The sequence below is a fragment of the Catenuloplanes japonicus genome, from assembly GCF_000717135.1.
Taxonomy (GTDB): domain Bacteria; phylum Actinomycetota; class Actinomycetes; order Mycobacteriales; family Micromonosporaceae; genus Catenuloplanes; species Catenuloplanes japonicus.
In genome coordinates, this window is record NZ_JNXY01000005.1 from 74,247 (window position 1) to 98,266 (window position 24,020).

Sequence of the window (24,020 nt, forward strand, 5' to 3'; positions counted from 1 at the left end):
CTTTCAGTGTTGATCTGAGCCCGTCGGTGAACCACCGGCGGGTTGCGTCCTACCGGGAGGACTCGCCGCCGTCCAGGAGTTCGGCGAGGTCCGATACGACGATGTCGGCGCCGTGGGCCCGGAGATCATCCGCGTGCCCGACCCGGTCCACTCCGACCACAAATCCGAAGCCGCCGGCCTTGCCGGCTTCGACGCCCGCCAGCGCGTCCTCGAACACGGCCGCGTTCTGAGGATCGACGCCGAGCCTCTTCGCGGCCGCGAGGAACGTGTCCGGCGCGGGCTTCCCGGGCAGTCCCTCCGCACGGGCGACCACACCGTCGACCCGCTCCTCCAGCAGTTCCTCGATGCCGGCCGCGCGCAGGACGTCGCGGCAGTTCGCGCTCGCGGACACGACCGCGGTCCGCATCCCCGCGTCCCGCACCGCGTGCAGGTAGGTGACGGAACCGTCGTACACCTTCACCTTGCCCTCGGCGATGTTCTTCAACACCAGAACGTTCTTGCGATTACCGATTCCGTTGATGGTCTCGGCGTCGACGCCGTCCTCCGGCGTGCCCTCGGGAAGCTCGATGCCCCGGGACGCCAGGAACGTGCGCACGCCGTCGGCGCGCTGCCGTCCGTCCACGTACTTCAGATAGTCGGAACCCGAGTCGAAGGGGACGAAGGAGGTCCCGTCGGCATCGGCGCGTCTGCGCAGGTACTCGTCGAACGTCTCCTTCCAGGCCGCGTTGTGAACCAGCGCGGTCTGGGTGAGGACACCGTCCAGATCGAACAGGCAGGTGGTCACATGAGGTGGAAGACCAAGCACCCGCTCAATTTAACTGTGAAATGGAAACTTAACCGGATTTCGGCGGTGTCAAACCCCGGGCGCGGCGGCACGTATGGTGGCCCGTTTGGCAGGTTATCGCCGGTCAGCACGCTCGCGCGGGAAAACGTTGAACCTTTCATGTCGCCCGGACGACACAAACGATCGCACAAAGGGTCCGTCGGCCCCGGCCGTTCGGCCCCATGAGTTGATCTTCAGGCTTCTATCGCCACCCCACGTCGATCCGGTCGCCGCGCTCGTCGAAGAAGTGCAGCGCGTCCATCCGCACGCCGATCGCCAGCGGGCTGCCGGGCCTGATCGCGGGGTACGGCGCGAGCCGTACCGCCAGCTCGGCCGGGCGGCGGTGGTGCCGCCCCGGGTCGCTGAGCACGCTGGTCCGGCCACCGCCGGACGGCTGCTCCGGCTCGCCACGGTCGCCGAACCGGCCGGCGATCCGCTGCACGGCCTGCCCGAGCCGCCGCATCGGACCGGCCCCCTGCTCGTCCACCTCGACCGCGGCGCCGCCCAGCTCGTCCACCAGCACCGCGGTGGCGCCCACGTCGACGAACGCCAGCGACTCGTGCCCGTGGTGCTCCAGGTAGCGGATGCGGCCCTGCAGCACGTCGCCCGGCGTGTCCGGCGCGACCGGGGTCAGCGCCTCCGCGCGCAGGCCGATCACGATCCGCTCGCCGTGGAAGTGCGCGACCGTCCGCGCCCGGATGTCGTCCCACGGCAGGTAGAGCGCCTGCTCGCCGAGGTTCAGCGCGACGTAGCGGTCCAGGTGCACGTAGACGGACGCCTCGATCAGGTTCATCCGCGGGCTGCCCAGGAACGCGGCCACGTAGAGCGTGGCCGGGCGGCCGTAGACCTCGGTGGGCGTGCCGACGTCCTGCAGCACGCCCTTGCGCATGATCGCGACGCGGTCCGCCATGGTCAGCGCCTCGGCCTGGTCGTGCGTGACGTACATGGTGCTGACGCCGAGCTCGCGGACCAGGCCGGAGATCTCGGCGCGCAGCTCCGCGCGGAGGCCGCTGTCCAGGTTCGAGAGCGGCTCGTCCATCAGGAACAGGCCGGGGCGCCGCACGATCGCGCGGCCCATCGCCACGCGCTGGCGCTGACCGCCGGAGAGCTGGCCCGGTCGCCGGCCGAGCAGCTCGCCGATGCCGAGCGCGCCGGCCACGTCCGCCACCCGCTCCGCGCGCGGTCCCGGCTCGACGCCGGACAGCCGCAGCGGGAACGAGATGTTCTCGTTCACAGTCATGTGCGGATAGAGCGCGAAGTCCTGGAAGACCATCGCGATGCGTCGATCCCGGGGCGGGATGTCGTTGACCACCTCGCCGTTGAGCAGCACGACGCCGCTGCTCGGATCCTCCAGTCCCGCCACCATGCGCAGCACGGTGGACTTGCCGCAGCCCGAGGGCCCCAGCAAGACCATGAACTCGCCGTCCTCGACGTCGAGGTTGACCCTGTCGACCGCCACGGTTCCATCGGGGAACACCTTTGTGACGTCCTTGAGCGCGACGGTTGTCACCGCCACCTCCCCGCAGCTTCGTTAGCCGGCCCCCAGCTTCGTCCACTGTGACGATGGTCATCGTTATTAGCCCATCGGGTAAACGTGCCATGTTCGGGGAGTAATTACCCAACTACAGAAATCGCACACAATGTCGATTTGCGGTAATTAACCCTGAATTTATCGGGACGAATCTCTCGCAGCGGCGACGATATCGACGAAGATTCGCGCCTCGGCCGGGCGGACACGCGGCGAAACGGTGGTGAGACGGGAGATCAAGCGCCGCAGCCGGGACGGGCCGGGCCGGTAGAGGCGCCGCGGCAGCCCGTCATCCAGACAGGGCAGCGCGCGGTACCGCCGCAGGCCGCGTCGCACGATCGGCACGCCGCCGGCCCGGCTCGCCCGTACCACCTCCAGCAGCTCCGGCACGCGCCGTTGGCGGACCAGATGCCACTGCACCCGCGTGGCGGCCGGCAACGCGGCCAGGTCCCGCGCCGGCACCCGGTCGAGGAACTCGTTGCACCGATCCAGAAATATCTGGATATAGGTGGTGTCGACCTCGGGCAGCACGCGCAGGTAGTGCGCCAGGTCGGACCGGAGCACGGACGCGTCGTACACCCGCCGCAGTTCTGGGAAGTCAGCCAGGAAGCGGCTCACCCGGTCCACGCCGTCGGCGCGGTCCACGAAGTTGCGCAGTTCCTCGCGGCGCTGCGTGATCGACCGGTCGCCGGCCTCCCGGCGCCGCCAGTGGTAGACCGGGACGTCCACCACGTCCACGGACCGGGCCAGCACGTGCGCCGGCACCATCACCGGCGTGTCCTCGTAGAGCACGCCCTCCGGGAACGCGAGCCCGTGCCGGTCGAGGAAGTCCCGGCGGAACAGCTTGTTCCACGCGGTACGGTCGCCGAGCAGCTCACGGTCGCGGCTGACGTGCGTGCGCAGCCGCGTGTGCGTGAAGATCCGCCGGTGCATGCGGGACGGGTGCGTGCCCTGCGAGTCCAGCCGCAGCGTGTTCCCGGTGGCGAAGTCGGAACCGGTCCGCTCAAGCGCGGCGGCCAGCACCTCCAGCGCGTACCGCGGGAGCACGTCGTCGCTGTCCACGAACTGCAGCAGCTCACCGCCCGCGTGCCGCACGCCGGTGTTCCGCGCCGCGCCGAGCCCGGCGTTCTCCTGGGTGACCAGCCGGAACCGGGCGTCGCGCGCGGCGAACGCGGCCGCGAGCCGGCCACTGTCGTCCGTGGACCCGTCGTCGACCAGCACCACGTCGAGATCCTCGTACGTCTGTGCCGCGATCGACTCCAGGCACTCCACCAGGTAGGGCGCCACGTTGTAGACCGGCACGACGACACTGATCACGGACCCCATCTTCAGCGGGCCTGCCTTCCTGCAGCGAGATCGCGCTCAGCATCCCCCGCGGCCGGCGCCTGGACGGGCAGGCGGGCCTGGCGCGTACGGGTGGTGGATGCGGCGACCCGCCGGCCGAGCACGCCCAGCGTCCAGGCCGCGAGGACGGGGAAGGCCACGCTGCCGCACGCCAGCACGACGAGCGCACGCCCGTCCCAGCCCGGCTCGCATCGCGGCGACCACCGGGAGCCCGGACGCGCGGCCAGGTCGTAGTGGTGCATCGCCACCGCGAGGAGCAGCAGGAACACCAGCGGCGGCGGCACCCGGTGCAGCACGGCCGCGCCGATCACGGCCGCGTACTCGGCCAGCCGCAGCACGGCCGGCAGCAGCCAGTCCAGCCGCCCGGCGGGGCTCGGCAGACGTCGCGCCAGCCAGCCGTCGTCGCGCTGCCGGGACGTGACCGGCACGCTCACCCGCATGCCGTACGACCGCAGCCCGCGCAGCGCCAGCGTGTAGACCATCGCGGCCGCGCCCCAGCCGAGCACGGCCAGCAGCGCCGCCCGTCCGCCGGCGAGCGCGGCCGTCACCGCGATCAGGGCCCACCGCTCGCCGATCGGGAAGACCACGATCCGCTTCAGCCAGTAGACCGGCGAGCGCCCCTCCGCGATCACCCGGTCGGAGAGCCGGCCGAGCGCGCCACCGGGCCGGGCCAGCGGTGCCGCGACGTCGTGCAGCACGCCGTACCAATGGTCGGTGGCGTGCCGCACGGTCTGCAGCGCCATCGCCGCGATCGCGAGCCACCAGCCCTCGTCGTGGCCGAGTCGCACCGCGCCGGCCGCGAGACCGGCGTAGACCAGGTATTCCTTGGCGCGGTCCGCCATCGTGTCCAGCCAGCCACCGAGCGGCGTGAACCGCCGGGTGAACCGCGCCACCTGTCCGTCCACGCAGTCCAGCACGAAGCCGAGGTAGAGCAGCACCGCGCCGGCGATCATGGCGGTCCGGGACGCCTGCGCGAAGCCGAGCGCGGCGCCGAGCGCGCAGAGCACGGAGATCGCGGTCACGGCACTCGGCGACAGCCCCAGCCGGGCGCAGGCGCGGGTGAGCACCGGCGACCACGAGCTGACCAGCACCGTCGCGACGAAGTCGTCGCGCTCCTTCACGGCGAGCCGCAACAGCGCCCGCCCCTCGTCGACCCCGGCGATCTCCGCCTCTGCCTCGGCTGCCGCGGCGCCGCTCGCGCAGCGCCGGGCTTTCACGAGCCTCAGGGGGTACGCGTGGAGGCGCCCGGCCGGCACGAATGCGCTGACCAGCGCGTCGATGAGGTCGTCCCCGGCGCGATCCGTCGCGACGACGGTTCCGGGGCGGCCGTCCGGTGCCGTGCGCCCGGCCGGGGCACCCGTCGCGGCCTGCGCGGCCCGGTCTGCCGTCGCGGCGTGTGCGGCCCGGTCTGCCGTCGCGGCCTGCGCGGCCCGGTCTGCCGTCGCGGCGTGTGCGGCCGTGGCTGCGGCGCAGGCGGCCCGATCGCTGCCGGCCACCCGCAGCGCCCCGAGGAAGGCCACCGGTCCTTCCCCGGCCCTGACCACCATCCCGCGCGCCGGGAGCACGCGAAGCCCGTCGCCGTCGCCGGTGAGCGCCACCGACCGCTCCCCCGGCTCTGTGGCCAGCAGCCGGAGGACCGCGTCGTGGGCGACCAGGTCCGCGGCCACGACCAGCACCGGCCCGTCGCCGTCCCGGAGCAGCGCGGCCAGCTCCGCGGCCGTGTCCGGGGCCGCGAACGCGGTGGCGCCGGCCCGGCGCAGCTGGTCCGTGAGCCGGGCCTGGCGGGCGGAGTCCGCGGCCGGGCCGATCAACAGTGCGAGGGTCACGCCGGATCAACCCGTTATCGGCCGCTTAGTGGCGACTCCCTACGGGAATGAGGGGGAGAGATCCCCTTGAAGACGGACGGCGGACTGGACCCCGGTCCGTACCGTTGAGTCATCGGCACATCACCTCGTGCCACGAACTGAGGAGTTGAGCACCATGGCTTCGTCGCCTCGCCGTCTCACCCGGCCGCGCGACAACCGCTGGATCGCCGGCGTCTGTTCCGGCCTCGGCCGCCGGTTCGGGCTCGGCGCAGGCATGACCCGGCTGCTCTTCGTGCTGTCCTGCCTGCTGCCCGGCCCGCAGTTCATCATCTACATCGCGCTGTGGATCCTCGTGCCGAACGAGGACCGCCACTCCGCCGCCTACTGATCCGCGGACGCACGAAGGCCGCCGGGGCAACCCGGCGGCCTTCGCCATGATTACGGCGCGGTGTAGGTGACGGTCACCTTCTCGTAGCCGAGCGACCGGAGCAGGCCCTCCAGCATCTTCGTGGTGTTCTCCTGGGCGCGCTGGGGCAGCTCGCTCTCGCGCGCGGCCGCCTCGATGCGCTCCTCGGAGAGGATGTAGACGGCCTGCTGCTTGTTCGGATCCTGGCCGAACATGTCGCCGACCCGGTTCAGCAAGCCCTTCTCCTCGGAGAAGACGTAGCTGCGCTCCTGGTCGAGGTTGGTCTCGCCGAGCTGCGGGGCCGGGAGCGTGATCGTGGCGGACTTGCCGTCCTCCGAGACCACGATCGCGTCCTCGGAGATCGTGCTGAAGTCGACGTAGGCCTCGACGGAGCCGGCCGCCACGAACAGCGTGCGCTCGTTGAGCAGGAAGTCGGGGACGTGCTCCCGGTTGCGCTGGGTGTCCACCACGACCTGGAAGTTGCCCTCGGCCGCCACGTACCGGCTGAGGTCCTGGATCGACTGCAGCAGCGGGGGCTGGCTGCGATCGGTCTCCTGCTCCGCGAACGGGTTTGTCAGCTGGGGCAGCAGGCCCGTGACGCGCACGCCGATCAGGCCGGCGACCAGCGCCACGAGCAGGATGGCCACCACCCAGAAGACGCCCCGGCGGCTGCGCTCCGGCGCCACCTCCTGGCTCTGCACCGCGTCATCGTCACCCCCGTGAACTGGGATTTCGCTGGTCCGCTGCTCAACACCCCTGTTGCCGCCCATCGCGGCTCACCCGCCCTTTTCAGCGCTGTTGCTACCTACCTCAAACGGTACGGGTGGGGTACGACAGTCGCGAATCGAGACTGCCGCGTACCCTTATAGTCGGTTTTGGGTCTTCTGTTGTTAACCATCCCGAAGGGTCCGAATCTTTGAGTACGTTCACCGCCGGTCAGGTCCGCGCCACGCTGAAGGACCGGGACGCCTGGTGGACCGTGCTACTGGTCGACCCGATCGCGACGCCGATCGTCCGGCGCGTGGCACGCTTCGGCTGGATCACCCCCAACCGGCTCACGCTGGCCGCGTTCCTGCTCGGCACCGGCGCCGCGCTCTCGTTCTGGCAGGCGACCCGGCCCTGGCTCGCGCTCGGCGCGCTGCTTTTCCACCTGAGCTTCATGTTCGACTGCATGGACGGCAAGGTCGCGCGGCTGCGCGGCGACGGGTCCGCGTTCGGCGCCTGGCTCGACTTCATCTGCGACCGGATCAAGGACCTGACCTGCACCGCCGGCCTGTTCGGCGGGCAGTGGGCGGTGACCGGCGACGACTACTGGCTCGGCCTGGGCGCACTGGTGCTGTTCATCAACATGTTCCGGTACCTCAACGGCGCGCAGATGACCCGGGTCCGCGAGGACATGCGGGCAAAGATGGTCACGGCGCGGCGTGCGGCCGGGCTGGACGACGGCGGCGAGCTGCGCTGGCTGGAGGAGTCGACCGACGTCATCCCGGCCGGCGCGACGGACGACACCTCGGTGGCGGACATCAACGGCGACTTCCGTGCGCGGTACGGCCGGTTCATCGGCCTGCGGAACGCGCTGCGCCGGTACCGGATCCGCCCGCACCTGGTCAGCGGCATCGAGTTCCAGATGTTCGTGTTCATCGTGGGACCGCTGACCGGCCAGGCCGCGATCGTGACCGTGGCCACCGGCGCGCTGCTGCTGCTCTTCGAGGCCGGGCTGATCTACAAGCTGTGGCTCTCCACCCGCTCGTTCGAGCGGCAGATGGCCGGGCTGCGGGCGTCCGCCACCGCAGGGTGACGGACGCCGCGACGATCAGCCCGCCGGAACCTCGCTGAACTCGCTGAACAAAAACACCCGGGCGTGGATCTGGTTGCGCTGCTGCAGGGCCGCGCGTAGCGCCCGGTGCAGGCCGTCCTCCAGGTACATCCCGCCGTTCCACTGGACGACGTGCGGGAACAGGTCCCCGTAGAACGTCGAGTCCTCCGCCAGCAGCTTGTCCAGTGCCAGCTCGCGCTTGGTGGTGATCAGCTGATCCAGCCGAATGGGCCTCGGCGGGATCTCCGCCCACTGCTTCAGCGTGAGCCCGTGCTCCGGATAGGGCCGACCGTCCCGAACCCCCTTGAAGATCACGACGGCACGCTCCCCTCCCATGACGCCGTTCCCGGCCTGGCGGTAGTCAGCCTAGCGACCCGTACCCGTGGATGATTCGTCCCCGTTAGCCGTGGTCCGACCGGGATGTGAATCACCCACCCCAACGACCGCGGTGAATGACCTCGGTCTGCGGCCGGCGTCCCCGCTTCAGCGACGGCGAGCGACGATCCGGTGCACGGTATCCGATCGTCAGCGCGCCGACCGGCACGAACTCCGCGGGCACGCCGAACGACTCCCGGTACGCGCCCGTCCGCTCCGGCGGGATGCCGAAGAAACACGCGCCCAGGCCGGCGTCCACGGCGCTCAGCAGCATCATCAGCGAGGCCATGCCGGCGTCGACGTCCCAGTACGGCACCGGCCAGCGCTTCTCGTCCCGGTCCGTCCAGCCCTTGTCCGGCTCCGCGTAGCGGTCCAGGTAGGCGGCGCGGTTCGAGTGCGGGACCACGATCAGCGGCGCCCGGCTCATGCCGGCCAGCCAGTTCGTCATCGCGCCGCCGTCCGGGCCGGTCACGGTCCAGAACCGCTCCCGGTCGGCCGGGTCCTCCAGCACCAGGAAGCCCCAGCCCTGGGAGAAGCCCGCCGAGGGGGCGCGTACCGCGTGCTCCAGCAGCCGGTCCACCACCTCGGGCGGGACCGGGCGGTCCGGGTCGTAGTTGCGGACCATCCGGCGCTTGCGTACCACCTCGGCGAACTCCATGGCGGCGACTCAGGAGGCCGGGACCGGAGTGACGCCCCAGACGCCACGCCAGGTGTCGCCCGGGTCGATCACGATCACGCCGCGACCGGACCGGAACGCGTCCGGCGGGCAGGTCATCGGCTCGATCGCGACCGCCTTGCGCAGCCGGTCACCGCCGAGCGTGTCCGACGTGAAGACCTGCCACCAGCCGAACTCCTCGTCCGCCCAGATGCGCACCTCGGCGCCGTCGCCGGCCAGCACGACCGTGGACGTGCCGTCCTCCGCGTGGACCACGTCACCGAACGCGGTGTCCAGCACCGCGGCGCCGATCTTGCGGCCCTCGGTGTAGTCGAACTCGGTGCCGGCCACCTTCGCGGCGCCGACCGGCAGCAGCCGCGAGTCGACCATCACCCGGTTGCGCGCGGGCAGCGTGAGCGTCAGGTCGTCCACCCGCAGGCCGGGGATCTGCAGGTACGGGTGGACGCTGAAGCCGAACGGGACCTGCTGGACCGCGAGGTTCGTCACCTCGTGCGTCGCCTTCAGGCCGGCGGCGCTCACCTGCCAGGTGGTGCGCAGGCGCAGCGGCCACGGGTAACCGGGCTGGGCGGGCATCAGGTATTCCAGGGTCACCGCGTCGGCCGACTGCTCCACCGCGTGCCAGCGGGAGTAGTTGACCAGGCCGTGGAGCGCGTTGGCCCGCGTCGGCTCGGTGAGGAACAGCTGGTGGTCGGTGCCCTGGAAGGAGTACTTCCCGTCCCGGATGCGGTTGGGCCAGGGCGCGAGGATCTGGCCCGCGCAACCGGCCGCGAGCTCGTCGTCGGCGTAGCCCGACACGTAGTCCACGCCGTTCACCCGGTAGGACCGCAGGCCTCCGCCCACCTCGACGACGACGGCCTCGTGGCCGTCCGCGGCGATGGTCCACTGTGTACCGGAGAGCGGCTCGGCAGCGGTCCCCGACTGGTGCGCGACAGAAGTCATGGACGAACTTTAGCCAGCTAGGGGTTAACGCGGGCTCAGGGAGCCAGCCGTTCGATCACCCACTCATCCCCTACGCGCCGGTAACGAAACCGGTCGTGCAATCGGCTCGGCCGGCCCTGCCAGAACTCCACGCTCTCGGGTGTCACGCGCAGCCCGCCCCAGTGCGGCGGCGCCGGGATCTCCGCCTCCGGGCCGAACCGCGCCACGACTTGCGCGAACGCGGCGTCCAGCTCGTCCCGGCCGGTCAGGACCGTGGACTGCGGGCTGGCCCAGGCGCCGAGCTGCGAGCCGCGCGGCCGGGTCGCGAAATAGGCCTCGGTCTCCGCGCGGTCGACCGGCGCCACCGTCCCTCTGACGAGAATCTGACGGTGCATCGGGTGCCACGGGAAGAGCAGCGCGGCGTGGGGGTTCGCGGCCGCCTCCGTACCCTTGCGCGATCCGTAGTTCGTGAAGAGCGTGAAGCCGCGCGCGTCGACGTCCTTGAGCAGCACCGTACGGCTGCTCGGGCGCCCCTCGGCGTCCGCGGTGGAGAAGACCATCGCGTTCGGCTCCGGCAGCGGGAACGCCCTGGCGTCGGCGAACCAGCGGGCGAACTGCGCGGTCCAGTCGGGAGCCAGGTCGTCGCGGCGCAGGCCGTGGTCGGGGTGGTATTCGCGGCGCATGCCGGCGAGCTCGGACATGACGGCCACGGTAGTCGCCGGGTTTCTGCTTTTCGTCCGCTCCGGCGATGTGGGATCGTTCTGTCCGCAGGAAAGACCCCGTGGAAGGAAGCTCGATCACCGTGGCTGACACGTCGCCGATTCGCATCCCTGACTCGCTGCTGCCCGAGGACGGCCGGTTCGGCTGCGGCCCGTCCAAGGTCCGGCCCGAGGCGGTGGAGGCGCTGTCCCGCGTGTCCCGGTCGTACCTGGGCACCTCCCACCGGCAGAAGACGGTGAAGGACGAGGTCGCACGCCTGCGCCGGAGCATGGCCGAGTTCTTCTCGCTTCCCGAGGGCTACGAGGTCATCCTGTCCAACGGCGGCGCCACCGCGTTCTGGGACACCGCCGTGTTCGGCCTGATCCGCGACCGGGCCCAGCTCGCCACGCACGGCGAGTTCAGTGCAAAATTCGCCGCCGCGGTACGGAGTGCGCCGTTCCTCGGCGAACCGACCGTCGTCTCCGCGGCCCCCGGCACCGCCGCCACCCTGGTCGCCGAGGCCGGCGTGGACGTCTACGGCATCCCGCACAACGAGACCTCGACCGGCGTGTCCGTGCCGGTCCGCCGCGTGGCCGGCGCCGACGCGGACGCGCTGCTGCTGATCGACGCCACCTCCGGCGCCGGCGGCCTGGACGTGGACGTGGCCGAGAGCGACGTCTACTACTTCGCGCCGCAGAAGTGCTTCGGGTCGGACGGCGGCATCTGGCTCGGCCTGTTCTCCCCGGCCGCGATCGAGCGGGCCCGGTCGGTCAAGGCGTCCGGCCGCTACATCCCGGCGTTCCTGGACCTGGTCACCGCGATCGACCAGTCCCGGCTGGAGCAGACGTACAACACGCCCGCGCTCTCCACGATCTTCCTGGCCGCGGAGCAGACCGAGTGGATGCTGGCGCAGGGCGGCCTGGACTGGGCCGTGAAGCGCACGGCGGAGAGCGCCGCGATCATCTACGGCTGGGCCGAGCGGTCCTCGGTGGCGACCCCGTTCGTGACGGACCCGGCCATCCGGTCGAACGTGGTGGCCACCATCGACCTCGCCCCCGAGGTGTCCGCGGACGCGGTCAACGCCGTGCTCCGGGCGAACGGCATCGTGGACACGGACTCGTACCGCAAGCTGGGCCGCAACCAGCTGCGGGTGGCGCTGTTCCCGGCCGTGGACCCGTCGGACGTGGAGCGCCTGACGCAGTGCATCGACCACGTGATGGAGCGACTTTAGGTAGCTTTGTCCGCCTTTAGCGTAATTCAGGGCGCTTAGCGGGATCAATTCAGGCTGGTCAAACGACACACCGCGTGGCTAACTCCCATCAGGCGGCCTTTCGGCGTACCGTGTCCGGGAAGGCTCCGAGTTCATCGTGTGCTAGGGGCAAGGCCAGCCCAGCGCAGATGGCCCAGGACACGGGACGGGACGGAGGCACCACGATGCGGCCGGTTCGCTTCGTCGCCCTCTCCGAGGACGGCCAGGCCCTGGTACTCGCCGACGAGGTCGGACGACTCCTGGCACTCCCCATCGACGAGCGCATCTCCGGTGCGCTGCACGCCGAGCCCGGCGGGGTCGCCCTCGCCGTGGCCGGCACCGCCACCGAGATCAGGGCCACGCTGGCCCCGCGGGACATCCAGGCCCGCATCCGCGCCGGCGAGTCCGCCGACGACGTCGCGCGCGTCGCCGGCGTCCCGGTCGACCGCGTGCTGCGCTACGCCGGCCCGGTGCTGCAGGAGCGGGCCATGCTCGCCCAGCACGCGCGCCGCACCCGCCTGAAGACCTCCGAGCGCGGCGCGCCGCTGGCCGAGGTCGTCGACGGCCGGCTCGCCCAGCACGGCATCGACACCGAGAAGATCTCCTGGGATGCGTACCGGCGCGAGGACGGCACCTGGCGCATCGTCGCCACCTGGCCGTCCGGCAAGGCCACCGCCCAGGCCTCGTGGGACCTCGACAAGTCCCGCCAGGTCGTCGCCCCCCACGACGACATGGCGCAATACCTGTGCGCCGAGCGCCCCACCCCGATCCTCGGCCAGGAGCCCGCCCCCGAGCGCGGCGGCCACGGCCTCCCCATGCCCGGCCGCTCCGAGCCCGGCCGCGGCGGCCACGGCCTCCCCGGCACCTCCCAGGAGAAGCGCCCGACCCGCGAGCTCACCGCCCGCGACCCGATCCGCGCCGGCCGCGACGCCCTGCTCGCCTCCCTCGACCGCCCACTCGGCCAGAGCTCCGGACGCTCCCTCGACCCCGCCGCCCTGACCGAGTCGGTCCGCCCCCGCTCCGCCCCCACCGTGGGCGGCGCTGCCGCGCTGCTCGGCGGCGGCGCCGGCTCCGCCTTCGACGACGACGCCGACCTCCCCAAGGAGGTCCCGGCCGTCCCGTCCCTGGCCGTCCTGCGCCCCCGCCGCACCACCACCGGCCAGGGCACCGCCGACCCCACCGACGCCTCCGGCAAGCCCCGCAAGCGCCTCCCCAGCTGGGACGACGTTCTCTTCGGCGGCGGCCCCGCCGCGGCTCGCGAGACCAGCTAGTCCTTCGGCTTCCCCAGACGGCGACGCGGATCCTCTTCCGCGTCGCCGTTCTGCATCCCGGAGGGGTGCGTCCCGGTGGAGCGCTCGTCCCGGTGGAGTCCGCATCCCGGAGGGATCGTGTCCGAGGGGCGTGCCTACCGACGGTGGCTTGCGTCGGAGGGCTCGCGTCCGAAGGCTTCCACCGCAGAAGCTCGCGCCCCGGACCCGTCCCGGACCCGTCCCGGAACCGTGCCGTGCCGGACCGTCCCGGACCGCGCCGCGCCGCGCAGTGCCGGGCGGTGCCGGGCGGTGCCGGGCGGTGCCGGGCGGTGCCGGGCGGTGCCGGGCGGTGCCGGGCGGTGCCGGGCGGTGCCGGGCGGTGCCGGCCTTTCAAAGCCGGAAAGGATCATTGACGTCGACAAAAGTGCGGCTAAAACGCGTTGCAGACCGCACTTTTGTCGACGTCAATGATCCTTTCCAGTTTCAGCGATCGCCCGTGGCGACTTCAGTCTCACGACAACGACCGACTGCGCTTGCTTTTATAGTGAAATTTCGGATACAGGGCGCCCAGGGCCAGCGCCCGGGGCCAGCGAGGGGCGAGCGGCGAGCCGCGAGGGGCAAGGGGCGAGCGAAACAAGGTCAACCCAACCAGCGAGCTGCCGGGCCAGGCGCAGAGCCGAACAGGGTCAGATCCGCCGCGCACGAAGCCGGTCAGTGCTTCGGGATGATAAATACCGAAAACCGCCGCCGAAGAGAGGGGAATACTGGTCGGAGCCGTCAGAGGTCGTAGCGGGAGAGCTCGGTGTAGACCGGGACGGGGCCGAGCTGACTGCGCATCAGGCGCAGCGGGGTCGCGGGCCACTCCGGACCCTCGTAGCTGTCGAGAGCGGCCCGGTCGGCGTCGACCTGGAGCCGGTCCACCCGATCACCGGGCCGGGCCAGCGTCAGGTGCGGGCGGAACGGGCGCGGGTCGAACGGGAGGCCGGCGCGGGCCAGCGTGTGGCGGGTCGTGTCGCCGAGCTGGGTCAGGCGGCCCACGTCGCCGGACAGCCCGGCCCAGAGGATGGTGAGCCGCCCGCGCCCGAAGCGTCCGCCCCCGGCGATGCGGAGGCGGGCCGGTTTCGTACCGGCGGCGTGGGTGGCGGTGGTGAGGGCCGTGTCGACCTCGGACAGACGATCGTCGGGGACCTCGCCGATGAAGACGAGCGTGACGTGCCACTGGGCGCGAGGGGCGAGGCGCGTGTCCGCACCGGCCGCGCTGACGTGGAGCGTGCCGACGCGCGCGGCCAGGTGGGCACACGCCTCATCCGGAGGGTAGATGCCGGCGAAGAGGCGCACGCCCGACGTTAACGCGCCGGGCGCAGCACCAGGCCGGCGGCCTCCAGCTCGTGCTCGATGCGGAGGCGCTCGATCTCCAGGTCCATGCCGTCGAGGCCGTCGAGGTGCTCGGGCAGGCCGAGGCACTGGCTGGCGAGGCGGAGCCGGGCGTCGTACGCCCGGAGGACCGCGATGTGCCAGACCAGCGACTGGGTCGCGATGCCGACGCGGTCGCGGTAGAGGCGGCGCAGGTCGGCCTCGAGGTTCTCCAGCGCGGGGGCCGGGCGGGGCGGGACGGCGCCCCAGTCACGGTTGAGCCGCTGCAGCGTGACGCAGTCACGCACGGTCATGCGTCGCAGGGTGCGGCGGGTGGCTCGCGCGGCGGGGCGCCAGCGGCCCCGGAGCTGGGTGCCGTTGGCGTGGATGGCCAGGATGACGGGCAGGCACAACATCGCTATGAGCAGCAGTGCCAGCACCACCATGTGCTTGTCGCTCACGATGCAGACGGTATGCGGACAGTGGCGATGATCACTATATATTTGGGGGTTTCCGACAAAAAGTAGCCACCTGGCTGACTGCGATTCTTCCGATCGGGTGATGGATGAATGCAAGCCTGCATTTTTGGAAGCGGCATTCATGCAACTGTCGCGTCGGGCGCGGGCGGCGCGGTGATCGAGAAGCGCGGCCTGGGCCGCAGTGTGACGCGCATCCGCTCACCGGACCGGCGCAGCTGCCAGACGAGCGCGGCCAGCGCCGCGACCAGGGAGATCGTGCCGCTGAGCGCGATGCTGACGGCCGGTCCGAACAGCTCCGACCACCAGCCGGCGAGGGGTGCGCCGATCGGGGTGGTGCCGAGGAAGACCAGCACGTAGAGCGCCATCACCCGGCCTCGGAAGGCGGCGTCCGTGCCGAGCTGCACGCGCTGGTTCGCGGCCTGGGCGAAGAAGATCATGAAGAATCCGGTGGGTACGAGCAGGAGCGCGGCAACCCAGAACGCCGGCGCGAACCCGACCAGCACCTCGAAGACCGCGAACGCCACGCCCGGCAGCAGGACGGAGTAGATCGACGGCCGTCCGGTGCGCGCGCTTCCGGCCAGCGCGCCGCCCAGCGCCCCGAGCGCGAGCGCGGTGGTGAGCAGGCCGAACGAGGCCGCGCCGGCGCCGAACGACACCTTGGCCAGTACCGCCAGCGTCACCGGGAAGTTGAAGCCGATCATGGCGACCACGGCCATCACCACGATGACCAGCAGCAGGTCGCCGCGTGTCCACACGTACCGGAGGCCGTCCAGCACGCTGCTCTTCGCGTTCTTCCCGGTGGTGAGCCCGGCGCGGACGAGCGCGCCGACGTTCATCCGCAGGTACGAGAAGACCGGTGAGATCGCGAGTGCGGTGCTGATCAGGAAGACCGGCCCGATGCCGAGCGTCGCGATCGCCAGGCCGGCCAGCGCGGGGCCGCTCACCCGGGCGATGTTGAACGTGGCGGCGGAGAGCGAGAGCGCGTTCGGCAGCAGCGACATGCCGACCAGCTCGGAGACGAACGACTGGCGGACCGGCGTCTCGATCGCGTTGGCGGTGCCGAGCAGCCCGGCGAAGACGAACACGTGCCACAGCTCGACCGTGCCGGACGCGACCAGGATCGCGAAGACCACGGCCAGGACCGCGTAGGCGGCGTTCGCGCCGATGAGGATGCGGCGCTTGTCGTACCGGTCGGCCAGCTTGCCCGCGTAGAGCGTGAGCAGCAGCACCGGCAGGAACTGCAGCGCGGTGACGATGCCGAGCGCGGAGCCGGAGTTGCCGGAGAGGTCCAGGACCAGCCAGTCCTGGGCCGTGAACATCATCCAGACGCCGACCAGCTTCACCAGCTGCCCGGTGGCGAACAGCCGGTAGTTACGAACGGCCAGGGACCGGAATGTGGTGTTCAGAGTTGCCCGCACGGGTTCGTGCGCCTCCCTCGTCTCGCGGCGTGGTGGTGCTGCCGGTGTGACGAGGCGGCTTCCTCAGGCGGCGCGCGCAACCTTCTTCATGATCTCGGCGGCCCTGTGCAGGGTCTCCAGATCCTCCGCGGACAGGTCCGCGAGATGGTCAGCGAGCCACTCGTTGTGGGCGCGTTGCACCTGCTCGTAGGCGAGCCGACCGGGTTCGGTCGTACGCAGGATGACCTGCCGGCCGTCGGTCGGATGAGGGTCGCGGCGCACCATGCCCCGCTCCTCCAGCTTCGCGATGATCTTGGTCATCGTCGGTGGCTGCACCCGCTCGACATCCGCGAGCTCGCGCGGACTGAGCGCCCCGGCCAGCTCCAGGCTGGTCAGCGCGGACAGTTGCGCCATGGTCAGGTCCCCGACGGGCCGCGCCTGGCGCAGTCGCCGGTTGAGCCGGGTGATCGCTTCGCGCAGCCCCAGGGCCTGTTGCAGCGCTGTCGTGCGCTCCACCATCACAGTCCCGCTCCGTCACGTTCCTTAGCCTAGCTAATAAGCCTGGCTAACTACCACGAATATGATCGCCCTCACCGCGCTCACGAGATGAGTGAACGCCGGAGGGTTCGGAGAACCGTACCCTCCGGCGGGCCATCCTCAGAGGATTGCGGCCTCGATCGGACCGCGGAGGAAGTACAGGACGAAGAGCACGGCCACGCCGTACAGCAGCGGGTGCACTGCCCTTGCTTTTCCGGACACGGCCTTGAGCAGCACGTACGTGATCACGCCGGCGCCGATGCCGTTCGAGATCGAGTACGTGAACGGCATCAGCACGATCGTGAGGAACGCCGGGATCGCGATCTCCCAGTCGGTCCAGTCGATCGTGCGGACCGCGGTCATCATCAGAAAGCCGACCACGACCAGCGCTGCGGACGCCGCCTCGAACGGCACGATCTGCACCAGCGGCGACACCAGCACCGCCACCAGGAACAACGCGCCGGTCACCAGGTTCGCCACACCGGTCCGGGCGCCCTCGCCCACACCGGCCGCGCTCTCGATGTAGGACGTGTTGCTGGACGTGCTCGCGGCACCACCGGCGGCGGCCGCGATCGAGTCGACGAGCAGGATCTCACGGGTACGCGGCGGGTTGCCGTCCTTGTCGAGCAGGCCACCCTCCTGACCGACCGCGACCATGGTGCCCATCGTGTCGAAGAAGTCCGTCAGCAGCAGCGTGAAGACGAACATCAGGCAGACCAGCACGCCGGCCCGGCCCCACGAGTCGAACACGTTGAACTGGCCGAGCAGCGACAGGTCCGGCGCGATCGACCAGTCCTTGTCCAGGCTCGGCACGTTCAGCGACCAGCCGTGCGGGTTCGCGTTCGGCCCGCCGGCCGGGCCGACCTTCGCCACCGCCTCCACGATCAGCGCCAGCACGGTCGCGCCGAGGATGCCGATCAGGATCGCGCCCTTGACCTTGCGCACCATCAGCACCAGCGTGAGCAGCAGGCCGATCACGAAGACCAGCACCGGCCAGGTGATCAGCTGCCCGCCGATGCCGAGCAGCAGCGGCGGCGAGCCGGCCGAGCCCCGGGCGAAGCCCGCGTCCACGAAGCCGATCAGCGCCAGGAACAGGCCGATGCCGACGCCGATCGCGGTCTTCAGCTCGGTCGGCACCGCGCGGAACACCGCCTGCCGGAAGCCGGTGAGCACCAGAATCGCGATGATCACGCCCTCGATGACGACCAGGCCCATCGCGTCGGCCCAGGTCATCTGCGGGGCGATCTCGTAGGCGACCAGCGCGTTGACACCCAGACCGGCGGCCAGCGCGAGGGGGAAGCGCGCCACCACACCCATCAGGATCGTCATCAGGCCGGCGACCAGCGCGGTCGCGGCCGCGATCGCCGGAATGGCCAGGGACTTGCCGTCGCCGTCGACGGCCGCGCCCAGGATCAGGGGATTGAGCACCACGATGTAGGCCATCGTGAAGAAGGTGGCGAAACCACCGCGAATCTCGCGGCTCAGCGTCGAGCCGCGCGCGGAGATCTCGAAGAAGCGGTCGAAGCCGTTCGTGGGCGTCTTTGCCTCCGCCGGTGAACCGGCCATGGGCACCTCACTGGGATTGATCAGGACATGAGGGCGTCATGGTCCCAAACACAGTGCGTCCGCAAAAGGTCACAAATGTTTCTGATACGTACCGCTGACCTGGCGACGATCACGCTGGACGTACCCTTGAAGAGTGGCCCGATCCCCAGTTCCGCTGCCGACGTCCGATATGACGCCGGGTGATGGGGTTCCCGGCGAGGCGGAGCGACGCCCCCGCCCCCGACCGCTCGACCCGCCCATGGTCCCGTTCGCGCTCGGCGGCACCATCGCCTGGGCCGTCGCCGGCCTGGTCCTGCTGCTCTTCTTCCGCGACTGGCTGGACGCCACCGGTCGCGGCGACTGGCTGTGGATCTGCCTGACCGGGTTCCTGCTCGGCTTCCCGGGCACGGCCACGATGATGCGGCACGATGCCCACCGCCGCCGGCGGCGACAGGAAGGCTGAGCGCGTAGGACTCAGCCGTGACCGTACGGCTCGGCGGGCTCGTCGCCCTCGACCGAGCCCGGTGCGCGGCTGACCGCCACGGCCTCGACCTCGCTGTCGTCGTAGATCGTCGGCAGCTCCTCCACGTGCGCATCCGGCTCCTGAAGCGTCTCCGAGTGCGCGCCGCAGCCGTGGTCGATGCTCACCGCACGGCCGTCGTCCGGCGCGTACAGGTTGCCGCACACGCCGAACGCCTGACGCAGCGCGCCGGCCAGCGGCAGGTAGAACCCGCACGAGCCGCACCGGGCCGCACGCGGGGCCGCCACGGAGATCGGCGCCTCCGGGCCCTGGTCGCCCTCGTACCACCGCTGGGCCGTGTCCTGCCGGCCGAACCGGGACATCACCCGTGTCCGGCCGAGGCCCAGCTCCCAGCTGGTGTCCTCGACGGCGGGATCGTCCGACTCCAGGTAGCCCGGGGCCAGCCGGTCGTCGTCCGGCGCGGTCGGCAGCAGGTCACCCACGCCGAGGTCGCCGGGCTGGAGACGCTCGTTCCACGGCAGCCAGCCGGGGGCCATCAACGCGTCCGGACCCGGCAGCAGCACGGTCTCGCAGACGGTCACGTGCTTGCTGCGCGAGACGCGCGTCACGGTGACCGCCCAGCGCCAGCCACGGTAACCGGGCAGATGGCAGTCAAAGAGATGGGTGACGAGCCGGTCTCCTTCGGCGATCACCTCCAGGTGCTCGCCGACCTCGGACGCATCCACGTCCGTGATCGCGTCGCGCGCGATGTCGATGGCCTCGGCACAGACCTGGTCGAGTTTTGCGGCCCGGGCGGCGATCCTGCTCACCCGTCCATTGTTGCCTACCCATCGGCATCCCTCCCACTTGACCCCGTTTCAGCCCCTGCCGTGCAGCGCGGAGTTGGCCCGGATGGGCAAGGATGGGAGGTATGCAATTCCTGGGGTTGATGATCCGGGCTGTCCGGCTCTTCTTCCACGGCGCGCTCACCAGCACCCGGTGGGCGGGCCGTCATGCCGGCGTGGTCCGGGCCAAGGGCGCCGGCGGCGAGACCGGCATGATGCGCCTGATGGACCTGCACGCCGCGTCCTGTGCCGGCGACACGCTCATCACGATCGGGCTGGCCGGCACCATCTTCTTCGCGGTGCCGCTCGGTGAGGCCCGCGGCAAGGTCGCGCTCTACCTGCTGATCACCATGGTGCCCTTCGCGCTGCTCGCGCCGGTGGTCGGCCCGCTGCTCGACCACTTCCGCCACGGCCGGCGGTACGCGCTGGCCACCACCATGCTCGGCCGCGCGTTCCTGGCCTGGATGATCTCCGACAACCTCGACGGGATCGCGCTCTACCCGGCCGCGTTCGGGGTGCTGGCGCTCTCCCGGGCGTACGGGGTGGCGCGCTCCGCCGCCGTACCCCGCCTGCTCCCGGCCGGGCTCGGGCTCTCCCAAGCCGGCGCGCGAGCCAGCATCTACGGCACCATCGCCGGCACGGTCGTGCTGCCGCTCGGCCTGGCCGCGGTCTGGGTCGGCCCGCAGTGGCCGCTGCGCGTCGCCGCCGTGATCTTCGTGATCGGCATGATCATCGCGTTGCGGCTGCCGCCCCGGGCCGACTCGGAGCCGCCGGAGTCCGTGCCGCGCCCGATCACCACGCTGTTCGGCCTGCGCCGCGGCGGCCCGCGCGCGCTGGAGGGCACGCTCGTCACCACCGCCCTGGTCGGCGCCGCGTCGCTGCGCGCGGTCTACGGCTTCCTGCTGCTCTTCTCCGCGTTCGCGATCAAGGGCGACGATCTGGTCCCCGAACTGTTCGGCCGCGGCCTCACCGACCAGGCCGCGCTCGCGCTCGTCGGCGCCGCGCTCGGCATCGGCGCGTTCCTGGCCACCGCCGCCGGCACCCGGCTGCGCATCCACCGGCCGCTCTGGCTGCAGTCCACCGGCCTGGTCATCGTGGCCGGGCTCGCCGTGCTGGTCGTCATCCGGCCCACGCTCGGCCTGCTGGCGCTGCTCGCGCTGGTCACGGCCGCGATGTCCGGCATCGCCAAGCTCGCGGTCGACGCCACCATCCAGGAGCGGATCTCCGAGCGCATGCGGGCCAGCGCCTTCGCCCACTCCGAGACCATCCTGATGCTCGCCTGGGTCGGCGGCGGCGCGATCGCGCTCATCCCGCTCGGCCTGCGCCCCGGCCTGGCCGTCCCGGCGCTGTTCGCGGTGCTCTCCGCGGGCCGCGCCGCCTGGTCCGTCACCCGTCTCCGTGGCGAACGTCTGACCGGCGTTCCCGCAGCGCCCCTCGGCACCCCGGAGCTTTCCTCAAAACCCTTCGAGGGTACGCCGGAGAGCGTTGCCGACAGCGCCGGCTCGTCATCGGCGCCTCGGCCGCCGACCTCGCCCCAGCCCGGTCCACGCCGGGCGCCGGAGTCGGAGCGGTCGCTCCCGCCCCGTCCGCCGGAGGATCTGACGCCGTCCGACCCGTGGGCGCCGCCGGCGCGCCGGCCGTCGCCCTACCGGAGCGGCAGCGCGGACACGCGCGTCGACCAGCCGGGCGGCATCCGCACCGGCGGCTCCCGTCAGCCGGGTGTTCCGGCTGCTCCCGGCGCGGGCGGTGCCGCGGGTTCCGGCGCCGGTGGCGCAGGTTCCGGCACGGGCGGCGCTGCGGGCTCCGGCGGCGCTGCAGGCATCGCCGGCGGGGCTTCGGGCTCCGGCGGTGCTGCGGGCGCCGGTGGCGGCGCTGCGGGTGCGGCTGGTGGCGGCGCGGGCAAGACCCGGTGGTGGCAGCGGCGCAAGCGCGGCCAGGATGCCGCCGGGCCGGACGCCTCCGCGGGGGCGGCACCGTCGCGGGGGCCGGAACTGCCGCGTGACCTGCAGCCACCTCGCGATCCACAGTTCTCCCGCGACCTCGACCGACCCCGCGACACGAACCGGCCGCGTGACCTGGACCCGGAGCAGGACCTCGATCTGGATCTGGACTGGTCGCTGGACCCCGATCTGCCGCGCACCCGGATCGACAACCCACCGACCCGCGTCGACGACCGGCGGGAGCCGCCGCCCGGCTTCCACGTGTATCGCCCGTCCGGGCAGAGCCGCGCTCAGGACCCGGACGACCGGGACAAGGGATGATGACGCGATGCCACTTCCGCTGCTCGGCCCGCTGCTCGTCGTGACCGCCGTCGAGCCCGAGGCCGCGGCCGTCCGCCGGGGCCTGGCCACCGATCCCGGACCGGCCGGGAGGTCCGCGGAGGCCCGGCGTGCCGCAGGCGATCGCACGGGCAGCGCCACCGGGGCTGCCGGCACACGTGCCGGCGCTCCGCTCGTGGCCGGAAGCACCGCATCCGCCCGTGAGGACGCGGCAGGAGCCGGGAAGGCCACCGCCCACGGCGAGGGACCGGCCGAGGCCGACGATGCCGCAGCCGTCCGCACGGACGCCGTGAAAACCGGGTTTGCCGTGGACCCGGGCGAGAGGCCGGCCGTCACCGCCGGGCACCTGAAGGACGGCGTGGACGCGGACGAGAGTTCGACCGTGACCGACGGGCATCTGGAAGACGGCGTGGACACGCAGATCGTGGTGGCCGCGGTCGGGGTCGGGCCGGCGGAGGCCGCGGCCGGGACCGCGCGGCTGCTGGCACTGGCCGAGGCCGCGGGCCGGCCCTACGCCTCGGTGATCTCCGCGGGGATCGGCGGCGGGCTCGCCGGGCGGGCCGCGATCGGGGACACCGTGATCGGGACCCGCAGCGTCGCGGCGGATCTCGGGGCGGATTCGCCGGACGGGTATCTGCCGATCGAGGAGCTCGGGTTCGGCAGCAGCGTCGTGATTACCGACGACGGCCTGACCACGCTGCTCCGGGACTCGCTGCCGGACGCGCTCGCCGGTGACGTGCTCACCGTGAACACCGTCACCGGCACCGCGGACCGGGCCGATGCGCTGGCCGGCCGCCACCCGTCCGCGATCGCGGAGGCGATGGAGGGCTACGGCGTGGCGGTCGCGGCCCGTGCCGCCGGGGTCGCGTTCGCCGAGCTGCGCACGATCTCCAACCCGGTCGGCCCGCGTGACCGCGCCGCCTGGAACCTCCCTGCCGCGTTCACCGCGCTCACGGCCGCGTTCGCGGCGCTGACCTCCGGCCCGGACAGCGGGCCTCAGTCCGCGTAGGCCCGCAGCAGACGCCGCGACGATCCGGGCGTGGCTCTGCCGGTCCAGCAGCGCCGCGACGATCCGGGTGCGGCTCTGCCGTCCAACGGGCGCTGAATGGCGAAATGTCGGGCGCGGGACGCGCCCGGCCGCACGCGGACAGCGGCCACGGCCTTGCCGCGCAGAACGTTCGGGACCGGGAGGACCCAAGACCGGAGGACCCAAGACCGGCGGCGCGTCTCGGCGCGCGAAGCCGGGGCGGAACAGCGCGGTCTGGTTTCGGCTGGACCACCGCGAACCGCCGGCCCGCGGGAGCATGCGGGCCGGACCACGGCGGGAGTGGGAAAAGCAGGATGAAGGCCACAGCGTGGCCGAGGGTGCGGCTGGTTACGGTGGCAGGATGAGCTCGCTGTCTGTGGCGTATTCGCCGTGTCCGAATGACACGTTCGTCTTTCATGCGCTGGCCCACGGGCTGGTGCCGGGTGCGCCGCCGGTGGAGGTGACGTTCGCGGACGTGGACGTGACGAACACCGCGGCCGAGCAGGGCGACTTCGACCTGGTCAAGGTGTCGTACGCGGCGCTGCCGTGGTTGCTGGACACGTACGAGCTGCTGCCGTGCGGCGGCGCGCTCGGGCGTGGGTGCGGGCCGCTGCTGCTGGTGAACGACGACCGCACGGACCTGACCGGCGCGACCGTGGCGGTGCCGGGTGACCGGACCACGGCCTACCTGCTGTTCCGGCTGTGGGCCGGGGAGAAGCAGCCGGCGAAGGTCGAGGTCGTGCCGTTCCACGAGATCATGCCGGGAGTCGCGGCCGGGCGGTGGGACGCGGGGCTGGTGATCCACGAGGCCCGGTTCACGTATCAGAACCACGGCCTGCGGTCGCTGGTGGATCTCGGCGAGTGGTGGGAGTCGGACACCGGGCTGCCGATCCCGCTCGGCGCGATCCTGGCGCGGCGCGGGACCGTGGATCCGGCGGCGGCGACCGCGTGGATCCGGGAGTCGGTGCGGCAGGCGTGGGCGGATCCGGCGGCCGGCCGGGAGTACGTGGCGGCGCACGCGCAGGAGATGGATCCGGCGGTGGCGGAGCAGCACATCGCGCTGTACGTGAACGAGTTCACGGCGGATCTGGGTGACGAGGGCTACCGGGCGATCAACGCGCTGCTCTCGCGGGCGGCGGCGGCCGGCTACACGCCGAGCGTGCCGGCGCTGACGGCACCGCAGGCATGAGAAAGGGCCCCTGAAAAGGG

At 71.8% G+C, this 24,020-nt stretch carries 22 protein-coding genes and 1 pseudogene; 8 read left to right on the forward strand and 15 right to left on the reverse strand.

Annotated features, from left to right (window positions below; translation table 11 throughout):
- Positions 1-49: 49 nt before the first annotated feature.
- The 4 genes from OP04_RS09395 to OP04_RS09410 form a co-directional block, all read right to left on the reverse strand.
- On the reverse strand, positions 50-805 hold the full coding sequence (locus OP04_RS09395; RefSeq protein ID WP_033339173.1) for an HAD family hydrolase: 756 nt from the start codon (positions 803-805) through the stop codon (positions 50-52).
- Between the two features lie 220 nt (positions 806-1,025).
- Positions 1,026-2,333, reverse strand: coding sequence for an ABC transporter ATP-binding protein (locus tag OP04_RS09400; protein ID WP_033339390.1), 1,308 nt, complete (start codon positions 2,331-2,333; stop codon positions 1,026-1,028).
- A 159-nt stretch (positions 2,334-2,492) separates the two neighbouring features.
- Positions 2,493-3,668: a glycosyltransferase family 2 protein gene (locus OP04_RS09405; protein ID WP_232323524.1), complete on the reverse strand. Its 1,176-nt coding sequence runs from the start codon at positions 3,666-3,668 to the stop codon at positions 2,493-2,495.
- An 11-nt stretch (positions 3,669-3,679) separates the two neighbouring features.
- Positions 3,680-5,521, reverse strand: coding sequence for a CDP-alcohol phosphatidyltransferase family protein (locus tag OP04_RS09410; RefSeq protein WP_051797348.1), 1,842 nt, complete (start codon positions 5,519-5,521; stop codon positions 3,680-3,682).
- Between the two features lie 154 nt (positions 5,522-5,675).
- On the opposite strand from OP04_RS09410, the gene OP04_RS09415 reads away from it, so the two are divergent.
- Positions 5,676-5,888, forward strand: coding sequence for a PspC domain-containing protein (locus tag OP04_RS09415; RefSeq protein ID WP_033339175.1), 213 nt, complete (start codon positions 5,676-5,678; stop codon positions 5,886-5,888).
- A 50-nt stretch (positions 5,889-5,938) separates the two neighbouring features.
- Here the strand turns inward: OP04_RS09415 and OP04_RS09420 are convergent, their stop codons facing one another.
- Positions 5,939-6,607: a DUF4230 domain-containing protein gene (locus OP04_RS09420; RefSeq protein WP_033339176.1), complete on the reverse strand. Its 669-nt coding sequence runs from the start codon at positions 6,605-6,607 to the stop codon at positions 5,939-5,941.
- A gap of 215 nt (positions 6,608-6,822) precedes the next feature.
- Here OP04_RS09420 and OP04_RS09425 point away from each other — a divergent pair, with 215 nt between their 5' ends.
- Entirely contained in the window at positions 6,823-7,704 is an 882-nt protein-coding gene (locus tag OP04_RS09425) for a CDP-alcohol phosphatidyltransferase family protein (RefSeq protein ID WP_033339177.1), read from the forward strand.
- 15 nt (positions 7,705-7,719) lie between these two features.
- On the opposite strand, the gene OP04_RS09430 is transcribed toward OP04_RS09425, so the two are convergent.
- The 4 genes from OP04_RS09430 to pdxH all read right to left on the reverse strand — a co-directional run bounded on the left by OP04_RS09430 (position 7,720) and on the right by pdxH (position 10,392).
- The gene (locus OP04_RS09430; RefSeq protein WP_033339392.1) at positions 7,720-8,037 is read right to left on the reverse strand and encodes a type II toxin-antitoxin system VapB family antitoxin; all 318 of its coding nucleotides are present in this window, start codon (positions 8,035-8,037) and stop codon (positions 7,720-7,722) included.
- 112 nt (positions 8,038-8,149) lie between these two features.
- Positions 8,150-8,755 carry a nitroreductase family protein gene (locus OP04_RS09435; protein WP_033339178.1) on the reverse strand — a complete coding sequence of 202 codons (606 nt, stop codon included), beginning with the start codon at positions 8,753-8,755 and terminating at the stop codon, positions 8,150-8,152.
- A gap of 9 nt (positions 8,756-8,764) precedes the next feature.
- The gene (locus OP04_RS09440; protein ID WP_033339179.1) at positions 8,765-9,712 is read right to left on the reverse strand and encodes an aldose 1-epimerase family protein; all 948 of its coding nucleotides are present in this window, start codon (positions 9,710-9,712) and stop codon (positions 8,765-8,767) included.
- Positions 9,713-9,747: 35 nt separating this feature from the next.
- Positions 9,748-10,392 (reverse strand): pyridoxamine 5'-phosphate oxidase, encoded by a 645-nt coding sequence (gene pdxH / locus OP04_RS09445; RefSeq protein WP_033339393.1) that lies wholly within the window; start codon positions 10,390-10,392, stop codon positions 9,748-9,750.
- Between the two features lie 101 nt (positions 10,393-10,493).
- Here pdxH and serC point away from each other — a divergent pair, with 101 nt between their 5' ends.
- Both serC and sepH read left to right on the forward strand, forming a co-directional pair.
- Positions 10,494-11,621 (forward strand): phosphoserine transaminase, encoded by a 1,128-nt coding sequence (gene serC, locus OP04_RS09450; RefSeq protein WP_033339394.1) that lies wholly within the window; start codon positions 10,494-10,496, stop codon positions 11,619-11,621.
- 203 nt (positions 11,622-11,824) lie between these two features.
- Positions 11,825-12,910, forward strand: coding sequence for a septation protein SepH (sepH, locus tag OP04_RS09455; protein ID WP_033339395.1), 1,086 nt, complete (start codon positions 11,825-11,827; stop codon positions 12,908-12,910).
- Positions 12,911-13,666: 756 nt separating this feature from the next.
- Here sepH and thpR read toward each other — a convergent pair.
- The 5 genes from thpR to OP04_RS09480 form a co-directional block, all read right to left on the reverse strand.
- The gene (thpR, locus tag OP04_RS09460) at positions 13,667-14,227 is read right to left on the reverse strand and encodes an RNA 2',3'-cyclic phosphodiesterase (RefSeq protein ID WP_033339180.1); all 561 of its coding nucleotides are present in this window, start codon (positions 14,225-14,227) and stop codon (positions 13,667-13,669) included.
- Positions 14,228-14,235: 8 nt separating this feature from the next.
- Positions 14,236-14,703, reverse strand: coding sequence for a hypothetical protein (locus tag OP04_RS53140; protein ID WP_157239587.1), 468 nt, complete (start codon positions 14,701-14,703; stop codon positions 14,236-14,238).
- A 137-nt stretch (positions 14,704-14,840) separates the two neighbouring features.
- The gene (locus tag OP04_RS09470; protein WP_033339181.1) at positions 14,841-16,139 is read right to left on the reverse strand and encodes an MFS transporter; all 1,299 of its coding nucleotides are present in this window, start codon (positions 16,137-16,139) and stop codon (positions 14,841-14,843) included.
- A gap of 63 nt (positions 16,140-16,202) precedes the next feature.
- Positions 16,203-16,637, reverse strand: a complete 435-nt coding sequence (locus OP04_RS09475) for a MarR family winged helix-turn-helix transcriptional regulator (protein ID WP_033339182.1) — start codon at positions 16,635-16,637, stop codon at positions 16,203-16,205.
- A 138-nt stretch (positions 16,638-16,775) separates the two neighbouring features.
- Positions 16,776-18,221, reverse strand: coding sequence for an NCS2 family permease (locus OP04_RS09480; protein WP_051797350.1), 1,446 nt, complete (start codon positions 18,219-18,221; stop codon positions 16,776-16,778).
- A 169-nt stretch (positions 18,222-18,390) separates the two neighbouring features.
- Between OP04_RS09480 and OP04_RS09485 the strand changes: the two genes are divergently transcribed.
- Positions 18,391-18,663, forward strand: coding sequence for a DUF2530 domain-containing protein (locus OP04_RS09485; protein WP_033339184.1), 273 nt, complete (start codon positions 18,391-18,393; stop codon positions 18,661-18,663).
- 11 nt (positions 18,664-18,674) lie between these two features.
- Here the strand turns inward: OP04_RS09485 and OP04_RS09490 are convergent, their stop codons facing one another.
- On the reverse strand, positions 18,675-19,490 hold the full coding sequence (locus OP04_RS09490; protein ID WP_033339185.1) for a DUF3027 domain-containing protein: 816 nt from the start codon (positions 19,488-19,490) through the stop codon (positions 18,675-18,677).
- 92 nt (positions 19,491-19,582) lie between these two features.
- Between OP04_RS09490 and OP04_RS53145 the strand changes: the two are divergent.
- The 3 genes and pseudogenes from OP04_RS53145 to OP04_RS09505 all read left to right on the forward strand — a co-directional run.
- Positions 19,583-21,171, forward strand: a pseudogene (locus tag OP04_RS53145) (MFS transporter); the annotation flags it as partial.
- Positions 21,172-22,073: 902 nt separating this feature from the next.
- Positions 22,074-22,793, forward strand: a complete 720-nt coding sequence (locus tag OP04_RS51535; RefSeq protein WP_408606738.1) for a futalosine hydrolase — start codon at positions 22,074-22,076, stop codon at positions 22,791-22,793.
- A 379-nt stretch (positions 22,794-23,172) separates the two neighbouring features.
- Positions 23,173-24,000 carry a 1,4-dihydroxy-6-naphthoate synthase gene (locus tag OP04_RS09505; protein WP_033339186.1) on the forward strand — a complete coding sequence of 276 codons (828 nt, stop codon included), beginning with the start codon at positions 23,173-23,175 and terminating at the stop codon, positions 23,998-24,000.
- The last annotated feature ends 20 nt before the right edge of the window (positions 24,001-24,020 follow it).